Consider the following 19,553-nt stretch of genomic DNA (forward strand, 5'->3'; position numbering starts at 1 on the left):
ATTTAAGGCTTAAAAAAACATAAAAGTTTTCGTTTTTTATTACTTATTATAAGTATGAGAACAAATTCTCTTTTTTACAAACAATACACCTCCAAGATATTAATTTTTTTAAGATAAAAATAATATCATCTAAAATATTTTTGCCAAAAGCTTACTTTCTTGGATGAAAACTGTGAATTACCTGTGTTAAATATGTCCTGTCTAAATGAACATATATTTCGGTTGTAGTGATCGATTCATGTCCTAGCATTAATTGTATTGATCGCAAATCGGCTCCATTCTCAAGCAAATGAGTAGCAAAAGAATGTCTTAAAGTATGTGGACTTATATTTTTATTTAAACCAATCTTAAAAGCCAGATCTTTGGTAATTGTAAAAATCATAGCTCTGGTCAGCTGACTTCCTCTTCGATTTAAAAACAAAGTATCTTCAAAACCTTTCTTAATGTTTAAATGCGACCGTACTAAATTAACATATAGCAAAATATATTTTTGAGTCGATTCTCCGATAGGAACAAAACGTTCTTTATTTCCTTTTCCAGTAATTTTAATAAATCCTTCTTCAAAAAATAAATCAGATATTTTTAATGCAACTAATTCTGAAACCCGAAGTCCACAGCCATATAAGGCTTCTAACATGGCACGATTTCTTTCTCCTTCATTAGAGCTTAAATCGATAGCAGCAATGAGTCTATCAATATCATCTACCGATAAAGTGTCTGGCAATTTTCTTCCTGTCTTAGGAGATTCTATAAGTTCTAAAGGGCTATTATTGCGATAATCTTCAAATATCAAATAATTGAAAAAACTTTTTAAACCCGAAATAATTCGAGCCTGAGAACGAGGGTTAACTTCTTTGGAAACTGAATAAATAAAATCCTGAACTGTTTCTTCATTAATTTGCACTGGAGAAACTTCAATTTCATTTTGAGTAAGAAAGAGACATAATCGCTCAATATCAAAAACATAGTTCTCGATTGTATTTTTAGATAAACCACGTTCTATCTTAAGATACGATTGATATTCTTTTATATAACGAGTCCAGTTCATAAAACAAAGGAAAGCATTTTTTAATCATAAAAAAACCTTCTACTATCGCAGAAGGTTTTAATGTATATTTCAGAAATAAAATTAGAATTTATATCCTAGAGATAAAGCCAAAACACTGTTTTTTGCACTATCATAATAATCATCTAAATCTTCATAATCTCCTCTATCAGCAAGACCTGATAAACCAATTGTATAACGAAGACCAACTGATAAATTTTCAGTAAAATTATATCCAGCTCCTAAATTAAAACCTATATCTGTAGATTTATAGAAATCTTTAGCATCTTCGCCATCAGCTTTAGCCGACAATAAGAAACCTATTTGTGGACCAGCCTCAACTGAGAATTCTTTTGTTACATAATATTTAGCTAAAACTGGAATATTTAAATAATTCAATTTAACATCATAATCTCCAAATGGTCTATCAAATTTTGCCCCTTGTGCTGAGTACAAAAGCTCTGGTTGAATAAAAAATTTGTCCATAACTTTAATTTCTGCAAAACCTCCAACATGGAAACCAACTAAAGATTTAGTATCATAACCACCAGTGAAATTTGTGAGGTTAAGACCTCCTTTTACTCCAAATCTTGTTTCTTGAGCATTTGCAAATCCAAATGCTAAAATCGCAACCATAGATAAAATAATTTTTTTCATTTTTTATGTTTTGTTAAAATTTAGGAGACAAACCTAGAAAACAGCGCTTTAAATTCCAAAATTTCAGATTAAAAAAAAATATCTTATAAAACCAATCCTCATACCTTTCCAACTTCACAACACTGACTTAGAGCTTATTATTACTGTTTTTCTCACTAAATTTAGTGAGAGCAAATTTCTTTTAAACACAATAATAATTAACCATAAAAAACCTATAAATTAGATTTAAAGTCTTAAAAACTAAATCTAAAACTCTATTTAAATCATACATAAAAAAAAACCCTTAAATATTTCTACTTAAGGGTTGCTAAATTGTAAAAAGTCAAACTAAGAATATCTTAAAAATAATATTCTAAAATAGTTATTAGAATTTATATCCTACTGATAAAGAGAATACACTATTTTTCACTTTATAACTTTCACCTTCAACAGTTTCAGCGATATTAGATAAACCTAAATTATATCTAAGACCAGCAGAAAGGTTTTCAGTAAAGTCATAGCCAGCACCAAAATTTACTCCAAAATCAATTGATTTATAGTCATCTTTAACATTGATTTTTTCAGATGAACTTTCACCACCCATAGTAACTTTAGTATCATCTTTCGCGCTTAATAAAAATCCAATTTGAGGACCTGCTTCTAAACTAAATTTTTCAGCAACATAATATTTTGCCATTACAGGAATATTCAAATAAGATAAGTTAAGTGTAGATTCATTGTTAAAACCAAGTTCTTTCACTTCTTCTTTGTCTCCTTGTAAAGAGTACAAAAGCTCAGGTTGAATAGAGAATTTTTCAGTTAATTTAATTTCTGCAAAACCACCAACTTGGAAACCAACTTTTGATGAAGCATCTTCAACATCTCCTGTTAAAGTAGAAAGGTTAATCCCTCCTTTTACACCAAATTTAACTTCTTGTGCATTTGCGAATCCAAATGCTAAAACAGCAACAATTGATAAAGTAATTTTTTTCATTTTTGTATTATGTTAAGGTTTAAGCGGCAAACGTAGAAAAGCACAAACGAAAATCCAATAAAATCACAAAAAAAACAAAAAATTAATAAAAACCCGAAATTCTATTTCTCAGCTTTATGTAACTGAAAAGAAGAATGTTATTACTGTTTTTCTCACTAAATTTAGTGATGGCAATTTTTTTTCAACCATAATAAAAATTATTACTAAAAAACTTATAAATAAAAAATAACCTCACATAAATTGATTCTGAGAGGCTATTAAAACGCAATTAAAATAGTTTAGAATTTATATCCTACAGATAAAGAAAATGTGCTATTTTTAAATTTTGCATTAGCTCCATCTCCGAAGTCCGTAATATTAGATAAACTTAGATTATATCTAACTCCAGCAGAAATATTTTCAGTAAAATCATAACCTGCACCTAAATTTACTCCAAAATCAATTGATTTAAATTGATCTTTAACATCTTCTTTTCCATAATCATTATATCCAAATGCTGAATATGAATAATCATTTTTAGCACTAACTAAAAAACCGATTTGAGGCCCAGCTTCTAAACTGAATTTATCCGCAACATAATACTTTGCCATAACGGGTACGTTTAAGTATCCAAACTTAAAATTATTCTTTCTAAAGAACTCTCCTGCCAATATTTTAGATTTAGCTCCCTGAGTAGAGTATAAAACCTCAGGCTGTACAAAGAAATTATTTGATAATTTTATTTCTGCAAAACCTCCAACCTGGAAACCAACTTTTGAAGAAACGTTGTCAATATCTCCTGTCAAAGTAGAAAGATTGATTCCTCCTTTTGCACCAAATTTAACATCTTGTGCATTTGCAAATCCAAATGCTAAAACTGCAATAATCGATAAAGTAATCTTTTTTATGATTTATTATATTTTATAATATTAATACTATAAATATATAATAATATTAACATAAAATACTATTAATTAAAAAATGGGATGTAAATTCTATAAAACAATCTTTTATAAGTATAATTGAGTACCAGGCAATAGCAAGTATTTTTGTCCTTGTACAATCAAATTTGCTAGTAATTATTTAATGTAGAAAATTGGAATCTTTCTAATATTTAAACAATATTTGCAAATTATAAGAGTTTTAACTTACAGAAAAATCAATCAAACTTTTAAAAAGAATTTTATGAAAAGAATAATTTTAGTAGCTGTACTGTTCATAGCAACATCAGCAACAATGCAAGCACAATTATTACGTTTTGGTGTAAAGGCAGGGGTTAACTTTGCAAATCAAACTGGAGGTAGTGCTTTTGATGGAATTGAAGTAGATAAAGAAGGAATCACTAGTTACCATGCGGGTGTAGTAGCGGAAATTAAATTACTTGAAAAATTCTCTATTCAGCCTGAGCTTTTATACTCTACTCAAGGAGCAACTTACAAAAATGCATTTGGTGAGTTTAAAAATGAATTAGGATATTTATCTATTCCTGTAATGGCTAAATTTTACTTAAGTAAATCATTTAGTTTAGAACTTGGACCTCAAGCTCAATTTTTATTAAGTGATAAAGATAATGTTGATTTTGGAGACTCTAAAACTTTCGACTTTGGTCTTAATGCAGGATTAGGATTTAAACTAACTGAAAATATCTTTATTCAAGGTCGTTACGGTATAGGATTAACAGAAGTTTCTAAAGATGCTGATGTTAAAAACTCTGTTTTCCAACTTTCAGCTGGATTCATGTTCTAAGAAATAATATCACATACTTTTACGAAAACCGTTCTATTTATTGGAACGGTTTTTTTATTTTTACACCGCTGCTAATGAAATGTTTTGAGTGAAATGTAAAATGGATTCAAAAACAAATCAGAATTGCTTAAAATTATAATACATGAAAATTATCATTATAAACGGACCAAATTTGAATCTTTTAGGAAAAAGGGAACCCGAAGTTTACGGATCTCAAACTTTTGAAGATTACTTTGAAACATTACAAACATCTTTCCCATCTATTGAACTAAGCTATTATCAAAGTAATATCGAAGGCGAATTAATTGGAAAAATACAAGAATTTGGTTTTAACTATGATGGTATTATTCTAAATGCGGGTGCTTATACACATACCTCAATAGGTATTGGCGATGCAATAAAAGCCGTTACGACTCCTGTTATCGAAGTACACATTTCTAATACTTATGCACGCGAAAGTTTCCGCCACCAATCGTATATTTCTGGAAATGCCAAAGGTGTTATTCTTGGTTTTGGTTTAAAAAGCTACGAGCTTGCTATACGCTCTTTTTTATAGTTAAAGTGCTATAAATCATTTAACATAGTTTTAATAGGTTCATTTCTAACTTCTTTTATTTTTGAAATAAGAAATGTACCTATATGAAAAACTTTATTTTTTTTGCCTTTTTACTACTTTCATTTTCAAATTACGCACAGATTAAAGGAACAATTTCGGATGAAAAAGGAAATCCTCTACCGTTCGTTTCTATCTTCGAAGAGAATACTTATAACAGTACTACATCCAACGAACAAGGAAAATACCAGCTCAATGTAAAAGAGATTGGAAAGAACAAAATCATATTTCAATATTTAGGGTTTAAAGCTCAAAAACTAACTGTTCCCTCTTCAGCATCACCATACACACTGGACGTAAAACTACTGGAAGAAAACTTCACTCTTAACGAAGTAATAATTAATCCTAAGGATAATCCCGCCAATGACATTATAAGAAGTGCGATTGCCAATAAAAAAGACAATTCGGAAAAAACAGGACGATACACAGCCGATTTTTATTCTAAAGGAATGTTCAAAATCAAAGATTTACCTAAAAAGATAATGGGTCTTAAAGTAGATATCGGCGATGAAATGTCTTCTAATCTAGACTCTACAGGAACAGGCGTTTTGTATCTATCTGAAACTATTTCTAAAATTACATTTGAGAAACCTGACAATCTTAAGGAGAAAATTATCGCATCTAAAATTTCGGGTAACAATAAAGGGTATAGTTATAATACAGCAAGTTTATCTACTTATGATTTTTATAATAACACATTAAAGTTTGGTGTAAGAATGATTTCTCCTATTGCCGACAATGCCTTTAATTACTACAAATACAAACTAGAAGGAACTTTCTTTGATGAGAACAACCAGCAAATAAACAAAATAAAGGTTATCCCTAAACGTGATAAAGAACCAGTTTTTGAAGGTTACATTTATATTATCGATGATAGTTTTGCCATTTATGCCATTGACCTAGATATAAAAGGGTATCGAATCAAGAATGAGCTAACGCAAATAATGAATCTTAAACAAAGCTTTAGTTATAATTCTAAAAATAAATTGTGGGCAAAAAATGCTCAAAGTTTGTCTTTTACTGCTGGAGCATTTGGGGTTCAATTTACAGGAAAGTTTAATTATGTATATACCAATTATGAATTTCCTGATTCTTTCGAAAAGAAAACTTTCACTAATGAAATCGTAAGTTTTGAAGCTAATGCTAATAAAAAAGATGATTCTTATTGGAATTCTATCCGTCCGATTCCTTTAACTATCGAAGAAAGCACAGATTATATCAAGAAAGATAGTTTACAAACTATTCGAACATCGAGAAAATATACCGACTCTATTGATGCCAAGAATAACAAGTTTAATTCCTTTGATATTTTACTCGGTCATGAACACAAAAATACTTTCGAGAAATATTCGTTTAAGTATAACGGACTATTCGATTTAAGCGCTCTCAGTTTTAATACTGTTCAGGGTTTTAATATTGGAACTGGTTTTTCTTATAAAAATTGGAATGACGAAAAAGGCAAAGAAACCTCAATAAGTACCGCAATAAATTATGGGTTCTCGGATGAGCGTTTGCGTATTACTGGGGAGTTTAAGCATACTTTTAATCATCAAAATTATGCTACAATCTTTGCTTCTGGAGGTACAAAAGTAAGCCAGTTTAATAATACTGAACCTATAAGTAATTTTATTAACTCGGTAAGTTCTTTATTTTTTAAGGATAACTATATGAAAGTTTACAATCTGGAATTTGCTCAACTAGCCTATACTCAAAATGTAGCCAACGGCATTACTATAGGTGCAAAAGTTGCGTATGAGCAACGTAAACCTCTTTTTAATACTACCGATTACTCTTTCTTTAATAAGGATGATTTTTACTCTTCTAACAATCCGCTTGCGCCAAATGACTTTGTGAATTCTCCTTTTGAGAAACATCATTTGGTAAAAGCTAATTTGAACACTAGAATTAGTTTTGGTAACAAATATATTTCCAGACCAGACGGAAAATATAATATTAAGAATGAGAAATACCCAACCTTATCTTTAGGTTATGAAAAAGCATTAGCCGCCAGCGAGAAAAAGTATGAATTTGATCTTATAAGTGCAGCAGTACGATATGATTTAACTTTAGGAAATAAAGGGCTTTTGGGAATAAACATAAAAGCTGGTAAATTTTTTAATGCAGAAAATATTGCCTTTATGGATTACAAACATTTTAACGGTAACCAAACTCATATTGGTCAAGCCGATAGATATCTGAATGTATTTAATCTGTTACCATATTACACAAATAGTACAAATGATAGCTATTTTGAGGTTCATATGGAGCATAATGACAATGGATATATTATGAACAAGATTCCTTTATTGAATAAATTAAAATCAACTTTAAATATAGGATTCCATTCTCTTGAAATTCCAAATACTAAACCCTATTCTGAATTTACAGTTGGATTAGACAATCTTGGTTTCGGAAAATTCAGAATGTTTCGTGTAGATTATGTTCACTCTTATCAAAACGGAATACAACAAAACGGAGTCGTTTTTGGATTGAAGTTTCTTAATATCCTAGAGTAGTTTAGTGATGATTTCAAGCAGATCCCTTCCAAACTTGTCACTTCGACAAAGGAGAAATCACATTAGTAAGTAGAAATTTGAGGATGAATCTTTGACAAAGTAAAAAAACTTTGACAAAGTTACCTTAGTCCCTCAGAACCTTTGAACCTTTGTTCTTGAACCTTTGAACCTTAAAAAAAAATCCGTTTACTCTATATAAAAGAATAAACGGATTTCGTTTTTTGTCTTCGTTATTATCTTTGGCAAAGTGAAAAACTTTGACAAAGTTACCTTAGTCCCTCAGAACCTTTGTTCCTTTGAACCTTTAAAAAACCTTTGAACCTTAAAAAAAAAATCCGTTTACTCTATATAAAAGAATAAACGGATTTCGTTTTTTGTCTTGCTAAAAGAAACCTTAGTACCTCAGAACCTCTGTCCCTTTGAACCTTCCTCAATGATAATCATCTGGCTCAATATGAATTAAAACATTCCCTAATTGGGGTATTTTTTCTTTTAGTGTATCTTGTAATTTATGTGAAAGTTCATGTCCTTCTTTTACCGAAATTTTAGCAGATACGATAGCATGAAGATCTACATGATACTTCATTCCTGCTTTACGAATAAAACATTTCTCGGTTCCCAGAATACCTACTACGGTTAAAGATTTTATTCTGATTTCTTCGACTAAATCATCATTCAAATTTTCGTCCATTATTTCGCCAAGCGCAGGTCTGAAAATTTTATAACTGTTGTATAAAATAAAGAAAGCTGCAAAAAGTGCTGCCCAATCATCTGCAGATTCGTAACCTTTCCCCATGATTAGCGCAATCGAAATTCCGATAAAAGCTGCTACAGATGTAATTGCATCACTACGATGGTGCCAGGCATCTGCTGCTAATGATGAACTATTGGTTTGTTTGCTACGTTTCATTACCAATCGAAAAGAATATTCTTTCCAAACAATAATTGCTCCTAATACATACAAGGTCCAGGATTTTGGTAAATCATGTGGATTCTGAATATTTGCAATACTTTCGTAACCAATAATTGTTGCTGAAGTAATTAAAAAACCAACAACCAAAAATGTGATTAAAGGTTCTGCACGACCATGTCCGTAAGGATGATTTTCATCTGCTGGTTTGTTAGAATATTTAATTCCGAATAGTACCAAACAGGACGAAAATATATCGGTAGTCGATTCAATCGCATCTGCAATTAAGGCATAAGAATTGCCAAAAAAACCTGCCAAGCCTTTTATAACGGCTAAGCAGGTGTTTCCAACTATACTAAAGTATGTAGCTTTTATAGCTTTTTGTTCATTCGTCATTTGAGGATTTTATCTACGCTCTCACGATTTTTGCTCCAATTGCTCTTAAACGCTCGTCGATACGTTCGTATCCACGGTCGATTTGTTCTATATTTTGTATCGTACTTGTTCCTTTTGCTGATAGAGCTGCAATTAATAATGAGATTCCAGCACGAATATCTGGAGATGACATTGTTGTTGCTTTTAATTGTGACTCGAAGTTATGTCCCATAACAACGGCTCTATGCGGATCACATAACATAATTTTTGCTCCCATGTCGATTAGTTTGTCTACGAAAAACAAACGGCTTTCGAACATTTTTTGGTGAATTAAAACGTCTCCTTTTGCTTGTGTTGCCACAACCAAAACGATACTTAATAAATCTGGTGTAAATCCTGGCCATGGCGCATCGGCAATGGTTAAGATTGATCCATCGATATCAGTTTTAACTTCATATCCATTTACGTGAGCAGGGATATAAATATCATCACCACGTTTTTCTATTGTGATTCCTAATTTTCTGAATGTATTAGGGATAAGCCCTAGGTTTTCCCAACTTACATTCTTAATTGTGATTTCGCTTTTTGTCATTGCTGCCAATCCTATCCAAGATCCGATTTCGATCATATCTGGAAGAATTCTGTGCTCGCAACCACCTAAACTTTCTACTCCTTCGATTGTTAGTAAGTTTGAACCTACTCCTGAGATTTTTGCTCCCATAGAGTTCAACATCTTACACAATTGTTGTAAGTAAGGCTCACAAGCTGCGTTGTAAACTGTTGTTTGTCCTTTGGCTAAAACTGCTGCCATTACAATATTTGCAGTTCCTGTTACTGATGCTTCGTCAAGCAACATATCGGTTCCGATTAATCCTTCTGGAGCTTCAACACCATAAAAGTGATCTTCTCTATTATATCTAAATTTCGCTCCTAGATTAATGAATCCCTCAAAGTGAGTATCTAATCTACGACGACCTATTTTATCTCCTCCTGGTTTAGGAATATATCCTTTTCCGAAACGTGCCAAAAGCGGCCCAACAATCATGATTGAACCACGAAGTGCTCCACCTTCTTTCTTGAAAGCTTCAGTTTCCAGGTAGTTTACATTTACCTCATCGGCTTGAAATGTAATTGAACCTGGTTCGTTTTTTTGAATTTTTACGCCTAAATTTCCTAAAAGCGTAATTAATTTATTGATATCAATAATATCAGGAATGTTATTAATCTTTACTTTTTCTGAGGTTAAAAGTACCGCGCATAAAATTTGTAACGCTTCATTTTTTGCTCCTTGTGGAGTGATTTCTCCTTTTAAAGGAATTCCACCTTCGATTTTAAAAATTCCCATATTCTTCTTTTAAGATTCTTCTTTTTTAAGTTTCTAAGGCTCTGAGGTTCTAAGTTTTCTCTTTTCAAAAAATCTTAGCAACTTAGTCACTTAGATGCTTAGCAACTTTTTTTACTTCTGATTATTCTTTTATAGTTTCTAAGGCTCTGAGATTCTAAGGTTCTGAGCTAAAAAACCTTAGCTACTTAGTCACTTAGTGTCTTAGCAACTTTTTTTTACTTCTGATTATTGTTTTTTTGAAACGGCTTTGATTTCCCTGGTCCTTTTATATTCTTATTGTTCTGAATTTTAGGCTGTCCAGCTGGTGTGATTTTATTAGATATACGCTTATTAGTACGTAATAAATCTGTTGTGTTTAGGAGTTCTTCTGTGCTTTGTAGAAGATTTATTTTACCATCTGACAGTTCGTACAAATGTTCAAAAATAACATCATCTTTTACGGTATCCTTGTTCCAGCTCAGGTAAGATTTTTTCATGTGATTGGCAATTACCAATACTAATGCATTTTTCATCTCTCCATCTTCCCATTTGTTGGCAACATCTATCATGTATTTGATGTTGTTACCATAATACCTGTATTTTGGGTAATTTTGAGGGTATTTTAATACATCTGGTTTTAGCTGTAATACTTCGCGAGAAGGGATTGGGTAAGGAGATTCAACATCTAATTTAAAATCAGACATGATAAAAAGCTGATCCCAAAGTTTGTGTTGAAAATCGGGTACATCGCGCAAATGCGGATTCAAGCTTCCCATTACCTGAATAATATATTTGGCTGCTTTGTTACGTTGTTCAACGTCTTCAATAGCAGTAGCCTGATCTATCAATTTTTGCAAATGACGACCATACTCTGGAATGATTAAATGTTGTCTTTCAGAATTGTATTCTAAATTAAAAACAACATCATTCGCATTTTCTTTTTTATATTTTTCGATCATATTTATAGTGAAACTATACCTTCAATTGTAGAAACTTCTTGGTATTTACTGATTACTTCATCTGAGCTTTTCATAGTAACATCTACCGAAACACTGGTAAACTTACCCGTTTTGGATTTTGTAGTTTTAATTACTGCTCCCATACTATCAAAAGCTTTCTCTACGCGCTCAACATTATCTGCTACTGAAGGCACAATAAATTTATACAAATATTCTGCTGGCCAAGTGTTACTGTTGTCTAACTCAACCTTTAATCTTTCGTAAAATTCGGCGGTGGTTTTTTCTTTATCTTCGTCCATTCTTTCATTAAAATAGACGCAAATATACGGTTTTGATTTGAGATTTTATATTTAGCATTTATGATTTTTTTATAATGCGAAACATTAGCCCTAATTAACCTTATTTTACTCTTTTACAAGACCAAACACGCTTCTTTAAATTTGTTAAAACTCGGGATTTTAGCCTATCCTATTTTATTATTTTATCTTTGGGTAATTGAACACGCATTATAATAAAAACACCACCACAATGAGAATGCCTTTTTTACATTTATTACTTTTTATCTCTTTTACTTCATTTTCTATTACCGCACAAGAAATCAAAACGTTAACTTATTTCGAGAATGATTCCATTAAACTAGATCTTGATTTATACTTGCCCCTAAAAAAATCAGACAAGAAAATACCGCTTGTAATTTTTGCTCACGGTGGTGGCTTTTCGGGTGGAGATCGTTTTGGTGAAAAAAATTTCGCCATGAGTCTTGCTCAAAACGGAATCGCAGTTGCTAGTATTTCGTACACTTTATATATGAAGAACAAAGATTTTGGATGCAACTCAACTTTACCTGAAAAAATTAAAACCATTCAAATTGGTGTTAGCGATATGTGGCAAGCAACTTCTTTTATGATTAAAAATAAAGACTCCTATAATATCGATGCTTCAAAGATTTTTATTGCCGGAATTAGCGCTGGTGCCGAAATTTCATTTCATGCTACTTTTTGGGATTACTCAATAATGAATTTATACTCGAATAACTTGTCAAGTGATTTTAAATATGCAGGTCTTATCGGCGGATCTGGCGCGATTATGAATGTAGATTTTATTAATGCTAAAAATGCGATTCCGATGTTACTTTCTCACGGAAGTGAAGATTCCACCGTTCCTTATGCAACGGGATCTCACCGCTCCTGCCCTGCGGACTCAATGGGCTTTATGACTCTTTCGGGTTCTTATTCGGTTTACAATAAAATGACTTCTCTTAAAAAAAATATCGAACTTATTACCTCTTGCGGTGGCGGACATGAATTTTGCGGTTATCTATTTGGTAAAGAGCCTGATTATGTTCTTGGATTTATAAACAATGTAATCGCAAAAAGGAAATTCGAATCGCATATTATTATTCCGAATACGAAGAAATCGGAAGGCTTATCAGAATACTCTTTTTGCAATTAAAAAAAAGCATTACGCTTAAAGCTTTATGCCTTATACTTTTTACCAAATTAATCCTAGTACAAAAAATTATAACCTCAATAGCCCTGATGGAAGTGCAAATCCTTTTTCTTTTTTTCTTTAAAAAAGGAAAAGATTGAAGCGAACAGCAGGAACTTTACCTACAAAAAAACCCTAAATCATTCGCTTCAAGAAAATAATCTTGTATAATACCAATAAGTTTAGGTAAATTTGCACTTTATTTTTAGAAAGTGCAGAAAGAAATTATTGTTATTATTGGTGGCCCGGGTACGGGAAAGTCTACTATTATTGATGGTTTGGTAGCCGATGGATATTGCTGTTATCCCGAAATTTCGAGACAAGTAACACTGGAGGCCCAAAAAGAAGGAATCGAACAATTGTTTCTTGAAAAGCCCTTGTTGTTTAGCGAAAAGTTACTCGAAGGACGGATTAAACAATTCGAGAACGCACAACAAGAACCTTCGGAAGTTGTGTTTATTGACCGCGGAATTCCTGATGTTGTAGCCTATATGGATTATATAGGTGATGATTATCCGGAACATTTTAAAGCTGCGTGCGAGGACTGCAAATATTCTAAAATTTTTCTGCTTCCACCCTGGGAAGAAATTTACATGAGTGACGGTGAACGTTACGAAAATTTTGAACAAGCCAAAACTATTTACAGCCATCTGGTAGAAACGTATAAAAAATACGGTTACGAACTTATTGAGGTTCCTAAAGATACTGTATCTAACCGAATTCTTTATATCTTAGATAAAATTTAGTCGGAGTTTTTAAGGTTGGTAAAACTAGAAACTGTTTTCTAAATTGTTAACTTTAATCCTGACAAATGCAAGAAGCATTATCGATTCTTCAAAAATACTGGAAACATGATAGTTTCCGACCTTTGCAAAACGAAATCATTGATTCGGTTTTAAATGGTCAGGATACTTTTGCCTTATTGCCAACTGGTGGTGGAAAATCTATTTGTTTTCAGGTTCCGTCGATGATGAGAGAAGGGATCTGTTTGGTAGTTTCGCCTTTGGTAGCATTGATGAAGGATCAGGTTGCTAATTTGCAAAAAAGAAACATAAAGGCAATTGCTCTTACTGGCGGAATCGCTACTGAAGAAATTATTAATCTTCTTGACAATTGCCAATTTGGGAATTATAAATTTTTATACCTGTCGCCTGAACGATTACAATCGGACTGGATTCTTGACCGCATAAAAAACTTACCTATAAATTTTATCGCCATAGATGAGGCGCATTGTATCTCGCAATGGGGACACGATTTCCGTCCTGCATATTTAAAGATTTCGGAATTAAAGAAACATTTCCCTAAGATTCCGTTTCTTGCTCTAACTGCAACAGCGACTCCAAGGGTTATTGAAGACATCAAAACTGAATTAGGATTAAAAGACCCAAAACTTTTCCAGCAATCTTTTGCCAGAGAAAACATTGCCTACATGGTTTTTGAGGTCGAAGATAAATTATACAGAACGGAGCAGATTCTAAAAAAAAATCCGCAACCATCTATTATATATGTACGTAATAGAAAATCTTGTTTGAGTATTTCGGCTCAATTACAATCTTTGGGTTTTAAAGCTACCTATTATCATGGTGGTCTTACTACTAAAGAAAAAGACAAGAACATGCAATTATGGATGAGCGAAGAAGCTCAGGTTATTGTTGCCACAAATGCTTTTGGGATGGGGATTGATAAACCCAATGTAAAAACTGTAATTCACACCCAATTACCCGAAAACATCGAAAACTATTATCAGGAATCTGGACGTGCGGGACGTAATGGCGAGAAATCTTTTTCGGTTTTACTCACTAGCGCATCAGACACTGCTAATGCCGAAAGTCAGTTTATACAAAACTTAGCCGATAAAAGCTTCCTTAAAAAGATGTACGTTAAGCTTTGTAATTATTTTCAGATTGCCTACGGCGAAGGAATTAATGAAGAGTTTGCTTTTAATCTGAATCGTTTTTGCCATAAATATGACTTCCCTACTTTAAAAACATACAACGCTCTACAATTTTTAGACCGTCAAGGAATTATTACTTTATCTCAAAGTTTTTCGGAAAAAATCACAATGCAATTTCTTATCGAATCGAGAGAGGTAATACGTTATACGAGCTTAAACTCTAATGACGAGGAAATTATTCTGGCAATTTTGCGTACTTACCCTGGTATTTACGAAATGAAAACTCCGTTTAACCTGCAATTGATTGCTAAAAAATCGAATAGCTCTGAAGCTGAAGTTCATACCGTTTTAGAAAAATTAAAAGAAAAAGAAATCATTGAGTATAATAGCAAAAACAATGATGCCTCTATATTATTTAATGAAGTACGAGAAGATGACCTTACTATTAATAGGGTCTCGAAATATCTTGAAAAACAGAACAACCTAAAGAAAGACCAATTACAATCGGTTCTGGACTATGTAAACGAGAAAAAAACTTGCAAAAGCAAATTGATTCTGGATTATTTTGGAGAAAAAACAACTACCGATTGTGGCATTTGTTCTTATTGTATTACCAAGAAAACAAAAAAGTCTAACAAATCTATTACGCAAACTATCCTTGATTTATTAAAAACCGAAGATTTGAGCTCTAGAGATATCCAAACACGCACTAACAATAGTGCCGATGATGTTGTTCATACTTTACAAGAATTACTTGAGGACAATCGCATCATAATAAAACCGAATAATAAATATACATTAAAATCATAATGGAAAAATTAAGAATCATATTTATGGGAACTCCTGAATTTGCAGTAGGAATTCTAGATACCATAATAAAGAACAATTATAATGTTGTAGGTGTTATTACCGCAGCAGACAAACCAGCAGGACGTGGTCAGAAAATAAAATATTCGGCTGTAAAAGAATATGCGTTAGCAAATAACCTTCCTTTATTACAACCTACCAATTTAAAAGACGAAGATTTTTTATCGGAGTTAAAATCCTTAAATGCTAATTTGCAAATTGTTGTTGCTTTTAGAATGTTACCTAAAGTTGTTTGGGAAATGCCTTCGTTAGGAACATTTAATCTTCATGCTTCTCTCCTTCCTAATTATCGCGGTGCTGCTCCTATAAACTGGGCTATAATAAATGGTGAAACCAAAACTGGTGTTACTACCTTTTTTATAGATGATAAAATTGATACCGGAGCAATGATTCTTAGCTCTGAAACAGAAATAGAACCAACAGAAAATGCAGGTCAATTACATGATCGCTTAATGCAGTTAGGAAGCGAAACAGTTATTGAGACTTTACAAGCTATTGAATCAGGCAACGTAACCACAATAATTCAAGAAGACAATGCCGAAATTAAAACGGCATACAAACTAAATAAAGAAAACTGCAAAATAGACTGGACAAAACCAGCAGATGTAATTAATGATTTAATAAGAGGTTTAAGCCCTTATCCTGCAGCCTGGACTTTTCTTAAAGATAAAGAGGAAGAATTAAGCGTAAAAATCTATGAAGCTAAATCTATTTTGGAAGCACATAATCTAGAAATAGGCACTTTAATTAGCACCAAAAAAGAGATTAAAATTGCAGTTACTGATGGCTATATTCAATTATTAAGCTTACAATTGCCCGGAAAAAAACGAATGGCGGTTGCAGAATTACTAAATGGGATTACTTTTTCTGACAACACAAAGGTCTACTAACATCAACAAAATAAGGCTACTCACTAAATTTAGTGATGCTTTTAGGTTGCTTTATGAACAAAAAAAGCAAGTTATTAACAATTCAAACTAAAATTAAACAAAACGCTTGCAAGGAACGTATTTCCTATTAAATTTGTGTATTGACAATTTTTTTTAACCAACAATTAATAACTAATTATTATGAACAAATCAGAATTAATCGATGCTATTGCTGCTGATGCAGGAATTACAAAAGCTGCGGCAAAATTAGCTTTAGAATCATTTTTAGGAAACGTAGGTGCTACTTTGAAAAAAGGTGGGAGAGTATCATTGGTAGGTTTTGGATCTTGGTCAGTATCAGCAAGAGCTGCGAGAGATGGTAGAAACCCTCAAACTGGAAAAACTATTCAAATCGCTGCTAAAAATGTTGTGAAATTCAAAGCAGGTGCTGAATTAGAAGGTGCAGTTAACTAAGAACAAGTTACATACGCTTTTAATATAATTAAAACCTTCCATATGGAAGGTTTTTTTTTGCTGTTTAACGATTTTATTTACGATTTTAAAAATTTTATTCTTAAATTTAATAAAAATTGTAACGATATGATTTCAGAAAAATTAAAAAAAGGACACCTGCTTATTGCCGAGCCTTCTATAATTGGAGACTTATCATTTAACAGGTCAGTGATTCTATTAGCAGATCACAATGAACAAGGTTCAATAGGTTTCATCATAAATAAGCCACTTAAATACACTATTAATGACTTAATTCCCGAAATCCAAGCCACGTTCAAGATTTATAATGGAGGTCCAGTTGAGCAGGATAATCTCTACTTTATCCATAATATACCCGATTTAATTCCGAATAGTGTCGAAATTTCAAATGGTATATATTGGGGAGGAGATTTTGAGTCTACAAAAGACTTAATTAATAGTGGAGCTATCAATAAGAACAACATACGTTTCTTTTTGGGCTACACTGGTTGGGATGAAAACCAACTCGAAACAGAAATGCAGGGTAACTCCTGGATTATAGCCGATAATAATTATAAAAATAAAATTATCGGAAAATCACCAACCCATTTCTGGAAAGAACAAATTATCGAACTGGGAGGCGATTATCTTATTTGGTCTAATGCACCAGAGAATCCGTATCTCAATTAATTAAGCAATACTTTCATTAAGTTTTTGCGTAAGGATACCAGATATCTTAGTCGTAAAATCTTTCTTTCTGTATTTGGTTATTGGTTGAATCCCTTTTATAACATTAGTAAGAAACAATTCGTCGGCTTTTTGAAGATCAAACGGCGATATTGGTTCTTCTACAACTTCTATGTCTGTTAGTTTTTTAGCAAGGGCTAAAATTTGTTTACGCATCACGCCATTCAAACATCCTTCAGAAACTGGTGGTGTAATTAATTTATTACCCAACAACATAAACAAATTTCCTTGTAATGCTTCGATTGCATTCTTACTATCATTTAACAAAATACAATTATCTAGTCCGTTTTCATTTGCAAAAATACTTCCTGTGATATTTATTATTTTATTTGTCGTTTTTATTGATGACAATAATTGCTTGGTAACATAAAAATCCTTGTACAAATCAACTTCGTATGGATTCTCATTTACTTCGTATGCTTTATTATCCAAAGCTGTCGCATGGATTAAAAAGGATACTGTATTGTTTTGAGGTAAATAATATCCGCCGTCATTACGATATACCGTAATTCTTGCTCTAGCCGAATCGGCAATAGAATTATGATTAAGCAATGAAAGGATTTGCTCCTCCAGATATTCCATTGTAAAGTTCATAGGAATCTCCATTCGAACTACACGCATTGAAGCCATTAGCCTAAAATAGTGATCCTCAAGAAAGAGGATTTTATTATTTACTATTTTAAGTGTTTCAAAAACACCATCTCCATACAAAAAAGCGCGATTTTGAATCAATAAATTATCGTCCTGCGCTACTATGTTTCCATTAAAATTAATCATAAAAAAACCCTGAATTTTTGTTCAGGGCAAATATAAGTTATAAAATAGACTTTTACTAAACTGATCCGATAAGATGTTTTAGATCTGATATTTGATTTTCCCATAATTGTTTCGCTTCTCCAAGCTCATCTTTTTCGGCAAAATCGACTACCATAAGCGAAACATCTTTCGTTATTTCGTCTACGAGAATATGCAGTTCAAAGAAATACTCTGTGTCTTTGCTGCTTTCGTCAACCCATTTAAACTTAACTTTTTCGCCCGTTTTTTTGGATGCTAAACGTGCTTTTTCCTGAGAATCATTCCAGATGAATGTAAAAAACTCTCCACGTGAATTTACATTATCAGCAAACCATTCAGACAATCCTGATGGTGTAGATATATACTGATACAACAACTGCGGAGATGAATTTATAGGAAACTCGATTTCGTAACGTACTTTTAGATCCATGTGCCAGATTTAATTTTTTGGAAATATAAGAATATATCTCTGAAAAAAAGAGTTTTTTAAAAATATTTTTTTTTCTTTCATTTCTGCTTGCTAACTCTAAATTTATTTCTATATTTGCACCCGCAATGAGGGACATACTCTTACTGCAAATATGGCGAGATAGCTCAGTTGGTTAGAGCGCAGGATTCATAACCCTGAGGTCCCGAGTTCAAATCTCGGTCTCGCTACCAAAACAAACCCTTAAACAACAATTGTTTAAGGGTTTTTTATTGAAATTATGCTTAGAAAATACTGCCCTAATCCTTTAGGACTGACGATAAAATCATAAATTTGAAGTGATAAAATTAACCTTAACTAAATATTTTAGCTGCAAAGATGCTACTTCAATCTCGCCTAATATCGCTGAATCTATATGAAGCCTCTCTTAAACTTCATGTTCAGAAGGCAAACTTAAGATCCTCATCTTTTGCATGACTGCAAAAAAACCAAGAAAAACAGCATTTTGCAAACTAAGTAATTTACAAACAACATGGATATAGTTAAATTTAAAATCACGTCTAAGACGATAAAAGTAGAAGTACGCAACTCTAATAATTATATTTTTAATTTCAATACTGCTTTAGAGATTGAAAAAGAAGACAAAGAAGTTTTATTAAGACTTTACAATGCATTAGATCTTCTTTTTAAGAAAGAAATCGCTAGCGAGACAAAAAATTACATTGCACCCAATCAAACTAATATACTTGATCAGATTTCTGCTGCTGATAATTTAGAACAGGAGAAATAAAATAGTATCGAATAAAGCTTAGCAGAAAGAATTATCAAAATACTCCTTAAACAATTATTGTTTAAGGTTCTTTTTCTTTTGATAATACTTCAAAAGCTACAATCACAC

General features: G+C 32.1%; 20 protein-coding genes and 1 tRNA gene. 11 read left to right on the forward strand and 10 right to left on the reverse strand.

Annotated features, from left to right (window positions below):
* Positions 1-151: 151 nt before the first annotated feature.
* The 4 genes from xerD to SHI72_RS08245 form a co-directional block, all read right to left on the reverse strand.
* A complete protein-coding gene (gene xerD / locus SHI72_RS08230) occupies positions 152-1,048 on the reverse strand; it encodes a site-specific tyrosine recombinase XerD (RefSeq protein ID WP_323489676.1) in 897 nt (298 codons plus the stop codon).
* 81 nt (positions 1,049-1,129) lie between these two features.
* A complete protein-coding gene (locus tag SHI72_RS08235; protein ID WP_323489677.1) occupies positions 1,130-1,702 on the reverse strand; it encodes a porin family protein in 573 nt (190 codons plus the stop codon).
* 364 nt (positions 1,703-2,066) lie between these two features.
* Positions 2,067-2,675 (reverse strand): porin family protein, encoded by a 609-nt coding sequence (locus SHI72_RS08240; protein ID WP_323489678.1) that lies wholly within the window; start codon positions 2,673-2,675, stop codon positions 2,067-2,069.
* 278 nt (positions 2,676-2,953) lie between these two features.
* Positions 2,954-3,565 (reverse strand): porin family protein, encoded by a 612-nt coding sequence (locus SHI72_RS08245; RefSeq protein WP_323489978.1) that lies wholly within the window; start codon positions 3,563-3,565, stop codon positions 2,954-2,956.
* Between the two features lie 274 nt (positions 3,566-3,839).
* Between SHI72_RS08245 and SHI72_RS08250 the strand changes: the two genes are divergently transcribed.
* The 3 genes from SHI72_RS08250 (at position 3,840) to SHI72_RS08260 (ending at position 7,529) form a co-directional block, all read left to right on the forward strand.
* A complete protein-coding gene (locus tag SHI72_RS08250) occupies positions 3,840-4,400 on the forward strand; it encodes a porin family protein (RefSeq protein WP_039120034.1) in 561 nt (186 codons plus the stop codon).
* A gap of 142 nt (positions 4,401-4,542) precedes the next feature.
* Positions 4,543-4,956: a type II 3-dehydroquinate dehydratase gene (gene aroQ / locus SHI72_RS08255; protein WP_039112270.1), complete on the forward strand. Its 414-nt coding sequence runs from the start codon at positions 4,543-4,545 to the stop codon at positions 4,954-4,956.
* An 83-nt stretch (positions 4,957-5,039) separates the two neighbouring features.
* Entirely contained in the window at positions 5,040-7,529 is a 2,490-nt protein-coding gene (locus SHI72_RS08260) for a DUF5686 and carboxypeptidase regulatory-like domain-containing protein (RefSeq protein ID WP_323489679.1), read from the forward strand.
* Between the two features lie 430 nt (positions 7,530-7,959).
* Here SHI72_RS08260 and SHI72_RS08265 read toward each other — a convergent pair whose 3' ends face one another.
* The 4 genes from SHI72_RS08265 to SHI72_RS08280 form a co-directional block, all read right to left on the reverse strand.
* Positions 7,960-8,835 carry a cation diffusion facilitator family transporter gene (locus SHI72_RS08265; RefSeq protein ID WP_039118052.1) on the reverse strand — a complete coding sequence of 292 codons (876 nt, stop codon included), beginning with the start codon at positions 8,833-8,835 and terminating at the stop codon, positions 7,960-7,962.
* A gap of 13 nt (positions 8,836-8,848) precedes the next feature.
* On the reverse strand, positions 8,849-10,159 hold the full coding sequence (gene murA, locus SHI72_RS08270; protein WP_039118053.1) for a UDP-N-acetylglucosamine 1-carboxyvinyltransferase: 1,311 nt from the start codon (positions 10,157-10,159) through the stop codon (positions 8,849-8,851).
* A 215-nt stretch (positions 10,160-10,374) separates the two neighbouring features.
* A complete protein-coding gene (locus SHI72_RS08275; protein WP_039112274.1) occupies positions 10,375-11,097 on the reverse strand; it encodes a DUF4290 domain-containing protein in 723 nt (240 codons plus the stop codon).
* A gap of 2 nt (positions 11,098-11,099) precedes the next feature.
* Positions 11,100-11,396, reverse strand: a complete 297-nt coding sequence (locus SHI72_RS08280; protein ID WP_039112275.1) for a DUF493 family protein — start codon at positions 11,394-11,396, stop codon at positions 11,100-11,102.
* A 229-nt stretch (positions 11,397-11,625) separates the two neighbouring features.
* Between SHI72_RS08280 and SHI72_RS08285 the strand changes: the two genes are divergently transcribed.
* The 6 genes from SHI72_RS08285 (at position 11,626) to SHI72_RS08310 (ending at position 17,376) form a co-directional block, all read left to right on the forward strand.
* Entirely contained in the window at positions 11,626-12,549 is a 924-nt protein-coding gene (locus SHI72_RS08285; RefSeq protein WP_323489680.1) for an alpha/beta hydrolase, read from the forward strand.
* 248 nt (positions 12,550-12,797) lie between these two features.
* The gene (locus SHI72_RS08290) at positions 12,798-13,331 is read left to right on the forward strand and encodes an AAA family ATPase (RefSeq protein WP_039112277.1); all 534 of its coding nucleotides are present in this window, start codon (positions 12,798-12,800) and stop codon (positions 13,329-13,331) included.
* A 65-nt stretch (positions 13,332-13,396) separates the two neighbouring features.
* Positions 13,397-15,289, forward strand: coding sequence for an ATP-dependent DNA helicase RecQ (locus SHI72_RS08295; RefSeq protein ID WP_323489681.1), 1,893 nt, complete (start codon positions 13,397-13,399; stop codon positions 15,287-15,289).
* Positions 15,289-16,236, forward strand: coding sequence for a methionyl-tRNA formyltransferase (gene fmt, locus SHI72_RS08300; protein ID WP_323489682.1), 948 nt, complete (start codon positions 15,289-15,291; stop codon positions 16,234-16,236). Before SHI72_RS08295 ends, fmt begins: the two co-directional genes overlap by 1 nt.
* 180 nt (positions 16,237-16,416) lie before the next feature.
* Entirely contained in the window at positions 16,417-16,689 is a 273-nt protein-coding gene (locus SHI72_RS08305) for an HU family DNA-binding protein (RefSeq protein WP_017498096.1), read from the forward strand.
* Positions 16,690-16,815: 126 nt separating this feature from the next.
* On the forward strand, positions 16,816-17,376 hold the full coding sequence (locus tag SHI72_RS08310; RefSeq protein ID WP_039112398.1) for a YqgE/AlgH family protein: 561 nt from the start codon (positions 16,816-16,818) through the stop codon (positions 17,374-17,376).
* Here SHI72_RS08310 and SHI72_RS08315 read toward each other — a convergent pair whose 3' ends face one another.
* Both SHI72_RS08315 and SHI72_RS08320 read right to left on the reverse strand, forming a co-directional pair.
* The gene (locus tag SHI72_RS08315) at positions 17,377-18,210 is read right to left on the reverse strand and encodes an aminotransferase class IV (protein WP_039112280.1); all 834 of its coding nucleotides are present in this window, start codon (positions 18,208-18,210) and stop codon (positions 17,377-17,379) included. It abuts the gene before it with no gap.
* A gap of 55 nt (positions 18,211-18,265) precedes the next feature.
* Positions 18,266-18,658, reverse strand: coding sequence for an START-like domain-containing protein (locus tag SHI72_RS08320; RefSeq protein WP_035620801.1), 393 nt, complete (start codon positions 18,656-18,658; stop codon positions 18,266-18,268).
* A 153-nt stretch (positions 18,659-18,811) separates the two neighbouring features.
* Between SHI72_RS08320 and SHI72_RS08325 the strand changes: the two genes are divergently transcribed.
* A tRNA-Met gene (locus tag SHI72_RS08325) sits at positions 18,812-18,888 on the forward strand.
* A 299-nt stretch (positions 18,889-19,187) separates the two neighbouring features.
* Positions 19,188-19,445, forward strand: a complete 258-nt coding sequence (locus SHI72_RS08330; RefSeq protein ID WP_039112317.1) for a hypothetical protein — start codon at positions 19,188-19,190, stop codon at positions 19,443-19,445.
* The last annotated feature ends 108 nt before the right edge of the window (positions 19,446-19,553 follow it).

It is taken from the genome of Flavobacterium sp. PL02 (assembly GCF_035013205.1).
In the GTDB taxonomy this organism is placed as follows: domain Bacteria; phylum Bacteroidota; class Bacteroidia; order Flavobacteriales; family Flavobacteriaceae; genus Flavobacterium.

Excerpts from the sequence above, each read along its gene's own strand:
- xerD (WP_323489676.1), bottom strand. The coding sequence starts at position 1,048 with ATGAACTGGACTCGTTATATAAAAGAATATCAATCGTATCTTAAGATA.
- SHI72_RS08235 (WP_323489677.1), bottom strand. The coding sequence starts at position 1,702 with ATGAAAAAAATTATTTTATCTATGGTTGCGATTTTAGCATTTGGATTT.
- SHI72_RS08240 (WP_323489678.1), bottom strand. The coding sequence starts at position 2,675 with ATGAAAAAAATTACTTTATCAATTGTTGCTGTTTTAGCATTTGGATTC.
- SHI72_RS08250 (WP_039120034.1), top strand. The coding sequence starts at position 3,840 with ATGAAAAGAATAATTTTAGTAGCTGTACTGTTCATAGCAACATCAGCA.
- aroQ (WP_039112270.1), top strand. The coding sequence starts at position 4,543 with ATGAAAATTATCATTATAAACGGACCAAATTTGAATCTTTTAGGAAAA.
- SHI72_RS08260 (WP_323489679.1), top strand. The coding sequence starts at position 5,040 with ATGAAAAACTTTATTTTTTTTGCCTTTTTACTACTTTCATTTTCAAAT.
- SHI72_RS08265 (WP_039118052.1), bottom strand. The coding sequence starts at position 8,835 with ATGACGAATGAACAAAAAGCTATAAAAGCTACATACTTTAGTATAGTT.
- murA (WP_039118053.1), bottom strand. The coding sequence starts at position 10,159 with ATGGGAATTTTTAAAATCGAAGGTGGAATTCCTTTAAAAGGAGAAATC.
- SHI72_RS08275 (WP_039112274.1), bottom strand. The coding sequence starts at position 11,097 with ATGATCGAAAAATATAAAAAAGAAAATGCGAATGATGTTGTTTTTAAT.
- SHI72_RS08280 (WP_039112275.1), bottom strand. The coding sequence starts at position 11,396 with ATGGACGAAGATAAAGAAAAAACCACCGCCGAATTTTACGAAAGATTA.
- SHI72_RS08285 (WP_323489680.1), top strand. The coding sequence starts at position 11,626 with ATGAGAATGCCTTTTTTACATTTATTACTTTTTATCTCTTTTACTTCA.
- SHI72_RS08295 (WP_323489681.1), top strand. The coding sequence starts at position 13,397 with ATGCAAGAAGCATTATCGATTCTTCAAAAATACTGGAAACATGATAGT.
- fmt (WP_323489682.1), top strand. The coding sequence starts at position 15,289 with ATGGAAAAATTAAGAATCATATTTATGGGAACTCCTGAATTTGCAGTA.
- SHI72_RS08305 (WP_017498096.1), top strand. The coding sequence starts at position 16,417 with ATGAACAAATCAGAATTAATCGATGCTATTGCTGCTGATGCAGGAATT.
- SHI72_RS08310 (WP_039112398.1), top strand. The coding sequence starts at position 16,816 with ATGATTTCAGAAAAATTAAAAAAAGGACACCTGCTTATTGCCGAGCCT.
- SHI72_RS08315 (WP_039112280.1), bottom strand. The coding sequence starts at position 18,210 with ATGATTAATTTTAATGGAAACATAGTAGCGCAGGACGATAATTTATTG.
- SHI72_RS08320 (WP_035620801.1), bottom strand. The coding sequence starts at position 18,658 with ATGGATCTAAAAGTACGTTACGAAATCGAGTTTCCTATAAATTCATCT.
- SHI72_RS08330 (WP_039112317.1), top strand. The coding sequence starts at position 19,188 with ATGGATATAGTTAAATTTAAAATCACGTCTAAGACGATAAAAGTAGAA.